Origin of the sequence: Shewanella electrica (genome assembly GCF_022321485.1) — a bacterium.
Taxonomy (GTDB): domain Bacteria; phylum Pseudomonadota; class Gammaproteobacteria; order Enterobacterales; family Shewanellaceae; genus Shewanella; species Shewanella electrica.
The window spans coordinates 207,160-221,012 of sequence record NZ_JAKOGG010000005.1 but is presented as its reverse complement, the minus strand read 5'-3'; the positions used below and the strand labels follow the sequence as shown (position 1 = coordinate 221,012).

The following is a 13,853-nucleotide window of genomic DNA, read 5'->3' as shown; positions in this document are numbered from 1 at the left end:
CAGGAAATGGAATTAAATTCATGTGGTCAAGATTCAACGTAACGTTGAAGTAGTGATGCACATATACCAAGATTGAAAGGAATAAACATGCACCAAGGCATCATGAAAGCTTGGCTCGAATCGTCCCACTTAAGTGGCGCGAACTCGACCTATGTAGAAGAGATGTATGAAGCCTATCAAGAAGACCCCAGTGCAGTCTCTGACGACTGGCGTGCCGTCTTTGATAATCTCCCTCCAGTAGATGGTAACGATACCCACTCTCCAGAGCCCGCTCATTCAAAGATCCGCGATTATTTTCGTTCTTTGGCGCAGGACAGTCGTACTAAGACGACAGGGCGCGTAAGTGACCCAGAGCTTGACGCTAAGCAAGTTAAAGTATTGCAGCTGATCAATGCGTATCGTTTCCGTGGTCATCAAAATGCTAATCTGGATCCATTGGCACTGTGGAAGCGTGATGCAGTGGCCGAGTTGGACCCAGCGTTCCACGGCTTAACCGCTGAAGATATGGATCGTGAGTTTAATACGGGGTCGTTTGCTTATGGCAACGGCACCATGAAACTCAAAGAGTTGGTCAAAGCGCTGAAAGCCACCTATACCGAATCTATCGGTGCCGAGTATATGCACATTACCGACACTGAAGAGAAGCGCTGGATCCAACAAAGATTAGAACCCACTTTGGGGCGCGCAGCTTATAGCAAGGACGTGAAAAGCCGCTTGCTGGAAGGCCTTAACGCCGCTGAAGGGATGGAAAAATATCTTGGTGCAAAGTTTCCCGGTGCGAAACGTTTCTCCCTCGAAGGTGGTGATTCTCTAGTACCTATGCTGCGCGAAATCATCTATCGCAGTGGTGAAGCCGGTACTAAAGAGATTGTGATTGGTATGGCCCACCGTGGTCGCTTGAACGTACTGGTCAACGTCCTTGGTAAACGCCCAGCAGAGCTGTTTGACGAATTCGCCGGTAAACACCACGAAGACGGTTTAGGCTCTGGCGACGTTAAATACCACCAAGGTTTCTCCTCAGATTTCGAAACACCAGGCGGCAATGTGCATCTGGCACTCGCCTTTAACCCATCACACCTTGAGATTGTTAACCCTGTGGTGATGGGCTCTGTACGTGCTCGTCTTGACCGCCGTGGCAGTGATGATGGCTTGCAGGTAATGCCAATTACCATTCATGGTGACTCGGCCATTGCTGGTCAAGGTATCGTGCAAGAAACCTTCAACATGTCACAAACCCGCGCCTTTAAAGTGGGCGGTTCGATTCGTATCGTAGTGAACAACCAAGTTGGTTTCACTACCTCAAATCATCATGATACCCGTTCAACAGAATACTGTACCGATATCGCCAAGATGGTACAGGCGCCTATCTTCCACGTGAATGGTGATGATCCTGAAGCGGTTGCCTTTATCTCGCAACTGGCGGTGGACTATCGCAACACCTTCAAACGTGATGTTGTTGTTGAGCTGGTATGTTATCGCCGTCACGGCCATAACGAAGCTGACGAGCCAAGTGCAACTCAGCCAGTGATGTACGGCAAAATCAAAAAACATCCGACCACTCGTAAAATCTACGCTGATCGTTTGGTTGCAGAGCAATCGCTGTCTGCTGAAGATATTACTGGCATGGTCAACGACTACCGCGATGCTTTAGATAAAGGTGATTGCGTAGTGAAAGAGTGGCGTCCAATGACGCTGCACACCGTGGATTGGACCCCGTATCTCAACCGCGAGTGGGATGAGCAATATGAGTCTGCAATTGGCTTAGACCATCTGAAAGAGTTGGCGGCTAAAGTCAGTTATGTCCCAGAAACTCATCAGTTGCAAAGCCGTGTTGCCAAGATTTACAACGACCGTGATGCTATGGCCAAAGGCGAGAAACTGCTCGACTGGGGCTTTGCTGAAATGCTGGCTTACGCCACGATTTTGGAAACCAAAAAACGGGTGCGTATCACTGGTCAAGACTCTGGTCGCGGCACTTTCTTCCACCGTCACGCGGTATTGCATAACCAAAAAGATGGCACTACCTACTTGCCATTGCGCCATGTGGCCGACAAAGAAGGGCCATTTGATATCAATGACTCAGTATTGTCTGAAGCGTCAGTATTGGCTTTTGAATATGGTTACGCTACCGCCGAGCCAGCCGGTTTAACCATTTGGGAAGCGCAATTTGGTGACTTTGCTAACTGCGCCCAAGTCGTGATTGACCAATTCTTGTCATCAGGTGAGCAGAAATGGGGCCGTTTGTGCGGTTTGACCATGTTGCTGCCTCATGGCTATGAAGGCCAAGGCCCAGAACACTCATCGGCGCGTTTGGAACGTTTCCTACAACTGTGTGCTAACCACAATATGCAAGTGTGTATTCCTTCAACACCTGCACAGGTTTACCACATGCTGCGCCGCCAAGTGGTGCGTCCTATGCGTCGTCCGCTGGTGGTGATGTCACCTAAATCGTTGCTGCGCCATCCAATGGCAGTGTCTTCACTGGAAGAGCTGGCAGAAGGTGGATTCCGTAATGTGATTGGTGAAGTGGACACACTCGATGCTAGCAAAGTGGATCGCGTGGTGTTCTGTAGCGGTAAGGTTTACTACGACCTGTTAGATCGCCGCCGCAAAGAAAATATCGACAACGTAGCCATTGTGCGTATTGAGCAACTGTATCCATTCCCACATGAGGAATTAAACGCAGTGCTCGCTGATTATCAGCATGTAACTGATTTCGTTTGGTGTCAGGAAGAACCTCAGAACCAAGGCGCTTGGTATTGCAGCCAACACCATTTCTGGAGCTCTATTCCTCAAGGTGCCCAACTGAGTTATGCCGGTAGAGAAGCCTCTGCCGCACCAGCTTGTGGGTATCCAGAATTACACGCGCGCCAACAGGAATCTCTGATCGCAAGCGCATTAAAACTGTAGTAATAAATTTTTATAAAAGGAAAGCTTTCCATGAGTATCGAAATCAAGGTACCTGTACTGCCAGAATCGGTAGCGGATGCAACTATCGCCACTTGGCATGTTAAGCCAGGAGAGGCTGTTACACGCGATCAGAACCTGGTGGATATTGAAACTGACAAAGTGGTGTTGGAAGTGGTTGCGCCAGAAGATGGCTCAATCAGCGAACTGCTGTTCCAAGAAGGTGATACCGTCTTGGGCGAGCAAGTGATTGCTCATTTTGTTGCTGGTGCCGTTGTAGGACAAGAAGTCTCTAAAGAGCAAGCAGAAGCCGCCGCACCTAAAGCGGAAGCTGCCGAAGCATCGACTGAAAGCAACGATGCTTTAAGCCCATCAGTGCGCCGTTTGGTGGCAGAGCACAACGTTGATGCCAGCAAAATCAAAGGCACTGGCGTAGGTGGCCGCATCACTAAAGAAGACGTGGAAGCGTTTGTAAAATCTGCCGGAAAACCAGCAGCCTCAGCGGCTCCTGCGCCAGTGGCGCTGAGCGGTGAACGTAGTGAAAAACGCGTTCCAATGACTCGTCTGCGTAAAACCATTGCTACCCGGCTGTTGGAAGCGAAAAACTCAACCGCGATGTTGACCACTTTCAACGAAGTGAACATGAAACCAATCATGGACATTCGTAAGAAGTATCAAGATGAGTTTGAGAAGAAACACGGCATCCGTTTGGGCTTCATGTCTTTCTACGTGAAAGCCGTGACTGAAGCGTTGAAACGCTACCCAGAAGTGAACGCTTCTCTTGATGGTAACGATCTGGTTTACCACAACTATTTCGACGTAAGTATCGCCGTATCTACTCCACGTGGTCTGGTAACTCCAGTACTGCGTGACACCGATACCATGACATTAGCGGACATGGAAAAAGCCATTCGCGAACTGGCCATCAAAGGCCGTGATGGCAAGCTGACCGTGGAAGACATGACTGGCGGTAACTTCACAGTAACCAACGGCGGGGTGTTTGGCTCTTTGATGTCCACTCCGATTCTCAACCTGCCACAAAGTGCCATTTTAGGCATGCACGCCATTAAAGATCGTCCAATGGCGGTCAACGGCCAGGTCGAAATCCAGCCAATGATGTATTTAGCTCTGTCATACGATCACCGCATTATTGATGGTCGTGAATCAGTGGGCTTCTTGGTGACCATTCGTGATCTACTTGAAGACCCAACTCGCTTGCTGCTGGACCTGTAAGGGCAGCAAGCTATTCCTCGTGACTGGCCTTCGGGTGAGGGCCAGTTTGTCCAAAAACGTAGTTTACGGATAATCAATCATGAATTTGCATGAGTATCAGGCAAAAGCCTTATTTGCAGAATACGGTTTGCCAGTTTCAGAAGGCTACGCTTGCGACACAGCTCAAGAAGCTGTAGAAGCGGCTGGCCGCATCGGTGGCGACACTTGGGTTGTTAAGTGTCAGGTACACGCTGGTGGCCGCGGTAAAGCCGGTGGCGTTAAAGTAACCAGTGATAAAGAAGAGATCCGCGCTTTCGCTGAAAAATGGTTAGGCAAAAATCTGGTGACTTACCAGACTGACGAAAAAGGCCAACCAGTTGCTAAAATTTTGGTAGAAAGCTGCACCGATATCGCTAACGAACTGTATCTGGGCGCTGTTGTAGACCGTGGTAGCCGTCGCGTAGTGTTTATGGCATCTACCGAAGGTGGCGTTGAGATTGAGAAAGTCGCCGAAGAAACCCCAGAGCTGATCCACAAAGCGATTATCGACCCAATCACCGGCCCACAACCTTTCCAAGGTCGTGACCTCGGTTTCAAACTGGGTTTGAACGCTAACCAAATCAAACAGTTCACTAAGATCTTCATGGGCTTAGCTAACATGTTCCTCGAACATGATTTTGCTCTATTGGAAATCAACCCATTAGTGATCACCACTGAAGGCAACCTGCATTGCTTGGACGGCAAAATTGGTGTTGATAGCAACGCCTTGTTCCGTCAGCCAAAAATCAAAGACATGCACGATCCTTCACAAGATGACCCACGTGAAGCGCACGCGGCTAAGTTCGAACTGAACTACGTTGCGCTGGACGGTAACGTAGGTTGTATGGTGAACGGTGCTGGTCTGGCGATGGGTACTATGGACATCGTAAACCTGCATGGTGGCAAACCAGCTAACTTCTTGGACGTAGGCGGCGGCGCGACTAAAGAGCGTGTATCTGAAGCGTTCAAAATCATTCTGTCTGACAAGAATGTAAAAGCGGTATTGGTGAACATTTTCGGTGGTATCGTGCGTTGTGATATGATCGCTGAAGGTATCATCGGTGCTGTGAAAGAAGTGGGTGTGGCGGTACCAGTAGTGGTACGTCTGGAAGGTACTAACGCCGAACTGGGCGCAAAAGTACTGGCGGAGTCTGGTCTGGATATCATTGCTGCGAGCAGCTTGACTGACGCAGCGCAGCAAGTAGTAAAAGCTGCGGAGGGCAAATAATGTCTGTATTAATCAATAAAGATACCAAGGTCATCTGTCAGGGTTTTACTGGCGGACAAGGTACATTCCACTCCGAGCAAGCTTTGGCTTACGGTACACAACTGGTTGGCGGTGTATCGCCAGGTAAAGGCGGTACCACTCACTTAGGTCTGCCAGTGTTTAACACTGTAAAAGACGCCGTAGCTGAAACTGGTGCGACTGCATCTGTTATCTATGTGCCAGCACCTTTCTGTAAAGATGCGATTCTGGAAGCGATCGACAGCGGCATTCAGTTGGTTGTATGTATCACTGAAGGTATCCCAACACTGGATATGCTGCAGGTCAAAGTGAAGCTGGAGCAAACTGGCGTTCGCATGATCGGTCCTAACTGCCCAGGTGTTATCACTCCGGGTGAATGTAAGATTGGTATCATGCCTGGTCACATCCACAAACCGGGTAAAGTGGGTATCGTTTCACGTTCAGGTACACTGACTTATGAAGCGGTAAAACAAACTACTGACGAAGGTTTCGGCCAATCTACTTGTGTTGGTATCGGTGGTGACCCAATCCCAGGCACTAACTTCATCGACGTACTGGAAATGTTCCAGAACGACCCTGCGACTGAAGCTATCGTGATGATCGGTGAAATCGGTGGTACTGCAGAAGAAGAAGCCGCGGCTTATATCAAAGCCAACGTTACTAAACCTGTGGTGTCTTACATCGCCGGTGTGACTGCACCTCCGGGCAAACGTATGGGCCACGCTGGCGCTATCATTGCTGGTGGTAAAGGTACTGCGGCTGACAAGTTTGCCGCACTGGAAGCTGCCGGAGTCACTACCGTGCGCTCTCTGGCAGACATCGGTAAAGCACTGCGTGAAAAGACTGGCTGGTAAGCCATTCTGTTCATGATGCAAAAGGCGCCTGATGGCGCCTTTTTTGTCACGGTTGCCTGTGATTAGGCAATAAAAAACCGACCTAAGTCGGCTTTATTATCACTGTGGCTGCTTATGCTTCTTCGTCACCGTGATCGCATTTACCATCAGCGCTAGTACCATACAGGTACAAGCTGTGGTTGGTCAGTTTGATATTATGTTTTACCGCAATTTCATGTTGGCGGCGTTCAATCACTTCATCGGTAAACTCGATCACTTTACCGCAAGTAAGACAAACGAGGTGGTCATGGTGATCTTGGGTAGAAAGCTCAAATACTGCTTTACCGCTTTCGAAGTGATGACGTGACACAATGCCAGCGTCGTCAAATTGGTTCAGTACGCGATACACGGTCGCCAAACCAATCTCTTCGCCAATATCTAGCAGTTTCTTATATAAGTCTTCCGCGCTGATATGCTGATTTTCTGGTTCTTGCATCAATTCCAGAATCTTGATTCGTGGCAGGGTAACTTTTAAACCCGCTTTCTTTAGTGCTTGATTTCCATCGGTCATGGTGAATCTCTTGATTGCAGAACCCATTACGCAGATCATGGGCTCATCAGTGGGTGTTGGAACTCATTATATGAGCAGTTTTGGTAAACTTAAACCTTAGTCAGTGTTTTTGACTCTATCTTGTACGTAAATGTATTTTATTGAAGCATATCCCAATGAAAACAAATGGATTGGCATTATTTTTTGTAGGGTTATACCAAGGAACTATTGTTCAAATAACTGCCGCTGGGCAGTATGGGCAAAAAATCATAGGGGTTGTGCATGTATCAGCACATAGTGGTGCTCACTGGCGCGGGCATTTCAGCAGAGTCGGGATTACGCACGTTTCGCGATCAAAATGGACTGTGGGAAGATCATCGTATTGAAGATGTGGCGACGCCAGAAGGTTATGCCCGTAATCCAGCATTGGTGGAAAACTTCTACAACGAACGTTGGCAACAACTCAAAAATCCTGCCGTAACGCCTAATGCCGCCCACGAGGCGTTAGCCCAGCTTGAACAAGCATTTACTGGCAAATTGCTGCTCGTGACCCAAAACGTCGATAACCTGCATGAACGTGCTGGCAGCAAAAAGCTGCTACATATGCACGGCGAACTCAATAAAGGCCGTTGCCCACGTTCTGGGCAAACTTTCTCGCTACATGAACCCTTCGGTCCCGATAACGGTTGTACTTGCTGTATTCCAGCACAACGGCTGCGGCCACATATCGTCTGGTTTGGTGAAATCCCTATCGGCATGGACCGCATTCACGATGCGTTGGAAGAGTGCGATCTGTTCATCGCTATCGGTACGTCTGGCACGGTTTATCCGGCGGCTGGTTTTGTCGATATCGCCAATCACCATGGTGCGATGACCATTGAGGTAAACCTTGCCGAAGCCGATGAACACAGTATGTTTAAAGCGCATTACCAAGGCAGTGCTAGCGTGACGCTGCCTGCGTTGGTGCAGCGGATTCTAGCAGGCGACACCTTGTAAGTGCGCCATAAAATTAACGCGATTAGATAAATAACGCGCCGTTAGCTTGATGCTGTGGCGCGTTATTTGTTGGGGCAAAACCTGATTAGCCGTGGCTGATAAACTGCGATGTGGTCGGCGCTCGCGTCAGCTTGGCAACTTCTACCATGGCGGCGGTGAGCTGGCTGAGATCTTCACTGTTAATCACGTACGGCGGCATGATGTAGATAAAGCGGCTAAATGGCCGCACCCACACGCCGCGTTTAACAAACTCCTGCTGCAGTTTGCCGGTATCGACCGTGTGATTAAGTTCGATAACCCCCACGGCACCAAGCACCCGTACTGCAACTACCTGCTCAAACGCTGCTGCTGGCGCCAATTCCCGCTGCATTTGTGTTTCAATCGCCGCCACTTGTTGTTGCCATGTGCCTTGGCTGATCAGGGTTAAGCTGGCATTGGCCGCCGCGCAGGCGAGGGGATTGGCCATAAAGGTCGGCCCGTGCATGAATACTCCGGCAGGCGAATCACTGATGCCGCTGGCAACTTCATCGCTACATAGCGTTGCCGCTAGGCTGATATAACCGCCAGTCAGCGCTTTACCCACGCACATAATATCGGGCTGAATATCGGCGTGTTCACACGCAAACAACTTACCAGTGCGGCCAAAACCGGTCGCGATTTCATCTAAGATCAGCAGCACTTGGTACTTATCGCACAGCTCACGCACCCGCTTGAGGTAGGCCGCGCTATAAAACCACATCGCGCCTGCGCCCTGCATGATGGGTTCAATAATCAGCGCGGCGATCTGCTGATGCTGCTCGGCTAGCATTTGTTCTAGCTCCGCAGTGTCATCGGCAATCAGTTGCTCACCAAATGGCGTTTTCGGTGCTGGGGCAAACAGTTGCTGGGCCACGTTAGCACCGAACATGCTGTGCATCCCTTCGGTGGGATCGCACACGCTCATCGCTGCAAAGGTATCGCCATGATAACCACGGCGCACGGTGAGGATTTTACTTTTAGTGTTAGCGCTGCGGCCTTGCCAATATTGCAGCGCCATCTTCATGGCGACTTCTACCGCGATGGAGCCAGAATCGGCCAGAAATACTTTGGTGAGATTATTTGGTGCCAACGCCAACAGCTGTTTGCACAGGTCGATAGCAGGCTGATGGGTAATGCCACCAAACATCACATGACTCAGTTGCTGTAGCTGTTGCTGCATTGCCGCCACGATGTCGGCATGGCCGTAACCATGAATACACGCCCACCAAGAGCTAGTACCATCCACCAGCTGTTCGCCGCTATCCAGTGTCAGTCTCACTCCGTTCGCCGCCGTCACGCCAAAGGTTGGTGTCGGAAAACGCATAGAACTATAAGGGTGCCAGATATGCTGCTGGTCGAACGAGTAGTCTAAATTGCTCATATAATAACCAAAGGTAAACTTGTTGTAGCTCACTGTGTTGACAGCGGCTTGGGCACGGGTATGCTAGCCAAAATTAAAAACCGCATCAAGGCGCAGTGAGCAAGCTGACTTGGTGGAACGCAGCTACAGAGCTTTTACAGGACATATTATGGTTGACACGCAAGTGCGTCACGACTGGCAACGACAAGAGATTGAAGCGCTGTTTGCGCTGCCGATGAATGATCTGCTGTTTCAAGCACATACTATTCATCGCCAACATTTTAATCCCAACGAAGTGCAGGTAAGTCGCTTACTGTCGATCAAGACCGGCGCCTGCCCAGAGGATTGCAAATACTGTCCGCAAAGCGCCCGTTACGATACTGGCCTTGAAAAAGAACGGCTGCTTGAGATTGAAAAAGTGCTCACCGAAGCACGTAGCGCCAAAGCCGCTGGCGCGACCCGTTTTTGTATGGGCGCTGCGTGGCGTAATCCAAAAGCGCGCGATATGCCGTATCTCACCGACATGGTGAAAGAGGTTAAAGCGCTTGGCATGGAAACCTGCATGACGCTCGGTATGCTGGATCAGCAACAAGCCAACGAGCTAGCGGCTGCGGGGCTGGATTACTACAACCATAACCTCGACACCTCGCCAGAATTTTACGGTGACATCATCACCACCCGCACGTATGCAGACCGTTTAAATACGCTGGATCACGTGCGTGCCGCAGGCATGAAAGTCTGCTCTGGCGGGATTGTTGGCATGGGCGAAACCGCTACTGACCGTGCGGGCTTATTGCAACAACTGGCAAATATGCCAAAACACCCAGATTCGGTACCGATCAACATGTTGGTCAAAGTCGCCGGTACGCCGCTGGCCGAGCAGGAAGATCTGGACCCATTGGAGTTTGTCCGCACCATCGCGGTGGCGCGTATTATCATGCCGTTGTCGCGGGTACGTTTGTCTGCTGGCCGCGAGAACATGACCGATGAGCTGCAAGCCATGTGTTTCTTTGCCGGTGCGAACTCGATTTTCTACGGCTGCAAATTGCTGACCACGGCCAACCCGAAGGAAAACACTGATATGGCGCTGTTCCAACGGCTGGGCTTGAACCCAGAGCAAGGGCAAGCGGCCGTGTTGGAACAAGAGGGCGACGCACTGAAGCAAGCAGTACAACATCAGCAAGCGAAACAAGCCAAAGCTGCTGGCGCGTTTTACGATGCAGGTGCGCTGTAATTGGGCGAACTCCCTTTATTGGCACGAATAACCGCCCGTCAGCAGCAGTTGCACGATAGCGGTTTGCTGCGGCAGCGGCGGTTGATGGATGCCGCGACTGCGGCGACGGTCACGGCCGATAACGCTAATCTGCACAACTTTGCCAGTAATGATTACCTCGGTTTGAGTCGAGCGCCGCAAGTAGCCGCCGCCTTGTTTGCTGGTGCGCAGCAATATGGCGTTGGCAGCACCGCATCGCCGTTGGTGTGTGGTTATAGCTCGGCGCATCAGCAGTTAGAGCACGCCTTGTGTGCAGCAACCGGCGCCGAAGCCGCACTGCTGTTCAGCTCGGGCTTTAGCGCCAATAGTGCATTAATTAAAACTTTGTTTAACGGCGATGACACCGTGGTTGCCGATAAGCTGGTTCACGCCTCGATGATCGATGGTCTGCGCGATGCCAAGGTCAAACTCAAACGCTATCAACACAACGATCTAGCGGCGGCGGAACGTTTATTAAGTCAGGGCAAGGTTACCGCGCTGCTGACCGAAACCATCTTTAGTATGGATGGCGATTGCGCACCGCTGCATGAGCTGGCGGCGTTGTGCCAGCAATACGATTGCCCGTTAATTGTCGATGATGCCCACGGCTTTTTGTTAGCCGATACTCTGCAAGTTGTGCCGTTCGCGCGCTTGATCACCTTTGGCAAAACCTTGGGCTGCCAAGGCGCTGCGATTGTCGGCAGTCAACAGCTGATTGATTTTTTGGTGGCTAATTGCCGCGAATATATCTATTCCACCGCGCTGTCACCGGCCTGTTGCGTAGCGGCGCAACAAGCGTTGCAATTAGCCACTGAACCTCCTTTAGTGGCCCAACTGCAACAAAATATTGCCTTGTTTCGGCAACTCGCGCAGCAAGCCAAATTGCCGTTGTTGGCGTCTGCTAGCGCCATTCAACCGCTGCTGATTTGTGCCAGTGAGCAAGTGATGCAGGTGGCGCAACAACTGCGTGAACGTGGTTTTTTAGTCGGAGCGATTCGCCCCCCCACCGTACCGCAGGGCAGTAGCCGCTTACGCATTACCTTGAGTGCGGCGCATAGCACAACCCAAATCTCTGCCCTGATTGCCGCCTTAGTTGAGGTGCTTGCTGATGCGGGCTGAACTAAACACTGACCACGCGGTGGCGCAGCGTTTTTCTCATGCCGCCAGCCATTATCAGCAACACAATGTGATCCAACGGCAGACGCAGCAGCAACTGCTGCAATCGTTGCCAACGGCGGTAGCGCGCTTACTCGATGTGGGTGCTGGGCCGGGCACCGATTTTAGCCAATATCAGCCGCAACAGGTGATTGCAGTGGATATTGCCAGCGGTATGTTGCAGCAACTACAGCAGCAATATGCTGATTACCAAGTGATGTGTGCCGATGCGCAGCAACTGCCACTATCAAGCGCGAGCGTCGATAGTTACTATTCTAATTTGGCATTACAGTGGTGCGCTGACATGTCGCTGGTAGCTCACGAGGCGTATCGCGTGCTGCGTCCCCAAGGACAACTGTTGATTGCGCTAGTGGTGGCAGGCAGCTTGCCCGAGCTGGACGATTTAGCGCTTAACAAGCGCCAATTTATTGATGAACACCAGCTGCAAGCAGCGTTTGCCGCGCTGCCGTGGCAACAACTGCACTGTGAGACCATTCGCCACCAATGCCATTTTGCCGATCTGCGGCAACTGCTTTATTCCATCAAAGGGGTGGGGGCATCACTCACGGCGCAACAGCAGGGACTCAAGGGCAAACAACATTGGTTAGCGTTGCAGGCGCGCGCAGAGGCGTTACGTCAAGCGGCAGGCATTCCGCTAAGTTATCGCGTGGCTTACCTGCGCGCGATGAAATAACGATTTCGTTAATTGCTGAAGGTGACTAGATGATTTTTTTTGTAACGGGTACGGATACCGATAGCGGTAAATCACACATCGCCGCAGCGCTGTTACATAAAGCGCGCACCGTGGAAAAATGGCGCACACTTGGGCTTAAACCTATCGCTTCTGGTTGTGAGCACACGGCGGATGGTTGGCGCAACAGCGACGCCAAATTGTTAATGAGCGAATCCACGCTGACGCTCGAGTATGATCGCGTCAACCCATTCACCTTTGAGCCAGCCATTGCGCCACATATCGCCGCGGCCGATGCCGGGGTTGATATCAGCCCGGAAACGGTGATCTCGGCGTTAGATTTTACCCAATACGCCATGGCGGACTTCTGCTTAATGGAAGGCGCTGGTGGCTGGCGTTTGCCGTTGGGTAATAACCGTTATCTGTCCGAGGTCGTGGCCGCATTAGGGTTACCGGTGATCATCGTGGTTAACATGCGCTTAGGTGCCCTAAACCATGCACTGCTAACGCGTGATGTGATTCGGATGGATGGCCTTGAAGTGGCGGGCTGGGTGGCCAATACCGCCGGTGAGCAGATGGCGCGTTATGATGAAAACCTCGCCAGTCTCAAACAGATGATGGAAGTGCCGTTTCTTGGGGAGGTGCCACATCTCGCGAAGCCGACACCCGCAGCCATCGCTGAATATTTGGATCTTACGCCATTGCTGCAAAGTCGCGGCTAGTAAGTTAATGCAAACTAAAATGCCACTCAAAGCGAGTGGCATTTTCTACGGCAGTGCTGGATTAGTTGTTCAATAACTTGGACAAATCGCTGCCCGCTGGCACGGGGATCTCCTGCTCTTGTCCACTAAATAGATAGGCAGGCAGCTCACCCAACAATGTCAGCTTATCGCCCTGTAACTGCAACGCCGTACCTTCTTGTAAACCAATCACTGGGGTGCTCGGATCAACACAAGTGAACTCTAAAATGCGTTGCGCACGCGATTCACCATTGTGGCCGGCAATGGTCGCATTACTGTAGTGCGGATTGATTTGAAACGGTACCAATCCCAAAGCGGTAAACGATGGTGGCTCGATAATTGGCATATCGTTGGTGGTACGAATACTTTGTCCGGCGATGTTAGCACCCGCGCTCCAGCCAATATAGGGTTTGCCTGCTGCGACTTCTTCGCGGATAAGATGCAGTAAATCATAGCGATACAGCTCATGCAGCAGGTGGAAAGTATTGCCTCCTCCCACCAAAATGCCACCAGCATCTTTAATTGCTTGTTTTGGGTCACCGTATTGGTGAATCGACGAAATATCCAATTGCAGCGGTGCTAAGCCTGCGGCAACGGTTTCTAAATACTGTTCATAGGGTTTACTTACACCGGCATAAGGAATGAATAACCACTTCTTGGTTAGATTCGTCATAGGTGCAATAAACGGCAGCGCATGTTCCAAATAGGGAGTCGCGCCAGCGCGAGAACTACTCAATAAAAGCGCATTAGTTGTCATGCTAATTTCCTTGCTGGTCAAAAGGTCGAACCATACTAACAAACAGCGGCCATCAGGCTCAATCTTCACTTGCGGTTCAGGCGGTTAGCATTAAGCT

The 13,853-nt window shown here is 50.9% G+C and carries 12 protein-coding genes; 9 read left to right on the top strand and 3 right to left on the bottom strand.

Annotation, left to right across the window (positions count from 1 at the left end; all coding sequences use genetic code 11):
* Window positions 1-87: 87 nt before the first annotated feature.
* The 4 genes from sucA to sucD all read left to right on the top strand — a co-directional run bounded on the left by sucA (window position 88) and on the right by sucD (window position 6,258).
* Window positions 88-2,910 carry a 2-oxoglutarate dehydrogenase E1 component gene (gene sucA, locus L9G74_RS09955; RefSeq protein ID WP_238896155.1) on the top strand — a complete coding sequence of 941 codons (2,823 nt, stop codon included), beginning with the start codon at window positions 88-90 and terminating at the stop codon, window positions 2,908-2,910.
* 30 nt (window positions 2,911-2,940) lie between these two features.
* Complete coding sequence (gene odhB / locus L9G74_RS09950) at window positions 2,941-4,140, top strand: 2-oxoglutarate dehydrogenase complex dihydrolipoyllysine-residue succinyltransferase (RefSeq protein WP_238896154.1); 1,200 nt, start codon at window positions 2,941-2,943, stop codon at window positions 4,138-4,140.
* 79 nt (window positions 4,141-4,219) lie between these two features.
* Window positions 4,220-5,386: an ADP-forming succinate--CoA ligase subunit beta gene (sucC, locus tag L9G74_RS09945; RefSeq protein WP_238896153.1), complete on the top strand. Its 1,167-nt coding sequence runs from the start codon at window positions 4,220-4,222 to the stop codon at window positions 5,384-5,386.
* Window positions 5,386-6,258, top strand: coding sequence for a succinate--CoA ligase subunit alpha (gene sucD / locus L9G74_RS09940; protein ID WP_238896152.1), 873 nt, complete (start codon window positions 5,386-5,388; stop codon window positions 6,256-6,258). The genes sucC and sucD overlap by 1 nt, the downstream gene beginning before the upstream one ends.
* 112 nt (window positions 6,259-6,370) lie before the next feature.
* Here sucD and fur read toward each other — a convergent pair whose 3' ends face one another.
* A complete protein-coding gene (fur, locus tag L9G74_RS09935) occupies window positions 6,371-6,808 on the bottom strand; it encodes a ferric iron uptake transcriptional regulator (protein WP_238896151.1) in 438 nt (145 codons plus the stop codon).
* A gap of 261 nt (window positions 6,809-7,069) precedes the next feature.
* On the opposite strand from fur, the gene cobB reads away from it, so the two are divergent.
* A complete protein-coding gene (gene cobB, locus L9G74_RS09930) occupies window positions 7,070-7,783 on the top strand; it encodes a Sir2 family NAD+-dependent deacetylase (protein ID WP_238896150.1) in 714 nt (237 codons plus the stop codon).
* 85 nt (window positions 7,784-7,868) lie between these two features.
* Here the strand turns inward: cobB and bioA are convergent, their stop codons facing one another.
* Window positions 7,869-9,182, bottom strand: a complete 1,314-nt coding sequence (gene bioA / locus L9G74_RS09925) for an adenosylmethionine--8-amino-7-oxononanoate transaminase (RefSeq protein WP_238896149.1) — start codon at window positions 9,180-9,182, stop codon at window positions 7,869-7,871.
* 148 nt (window positions 9,183-9,330) lie between these two features.
* Here bioA and bioB point away from each other — a divergent pair, with 148 nt between their 5' ends.
* From bioB to bioD, 4 genes are read left to right on the top strand one after another with little or no spacing between them, the layout of a single operon-like run.
* A complete protein-coding gene (bioB, locus tag L9G74_RS09920) occupies window positions 9,331-10,395 on the top strand; it encodes a biotin synthase BioB (RefSeq protein WP_238896148.1) in 1,065 nt (354 codons plus the stop codon).
* Complete coding sequence (locus L9G74_RS09915) at window positions 10,396-11,532, top strand: aminotransferase class I/II-fold pyridoxal phosphate-dependent enzyme (protein ID WP_238896147.1); 1,137 nt, start codon at window positions 10,396-10,398, stop codon at window positions 11,530-11,532.
* Complete coding sequence (bioC, locus tag L9G74_RS09910; protein ID WP_238896146.1) at window positions 11,522-12,262, top strand: malonyl-ACP O-methyltransferase BioC; 741 nt, start codon at window positions 11,522-11,524, stop codon at window positions 12,260-12,262. The genes L9G74_RS09915 and bioC overlap by 11 nt, the downstream gene beginning before the upstream one ends.
* Window positions 12,263-12,294: 32 nt before the next feature.
* Window positions 12,295-12,981 carry a dethiobiotin synthase gene (gene bioD, locus L9G74_RS09905; protein WP_238896286.1) on the top strand — a complete coding sequence of 229 codons (687 nt, stop codon included), beginning with the start codon at window positions 12,295-12,297 and terminating at the stop codon, window positions 12,979-12,981.
* A 61-nt stretch (window positions 12,982-13,042) separates the two neighbouring features.
* Here bioD and pepE read toward each other — a convergent pair whose 3' ends face one another.
* Window positions 13,043-13,756, bottom strand: a complete 714-nt coding sequence (pepE, locus tag L9G74_RS09900; protein ID WP_238896145.1) for a dipeptidase PepE — start codon at window positions 13,754-13,756, stop codon at window positions 13,043-13,045.
* Window positions 13,757-13,853 lie beyond the last annotated feature (97 nt).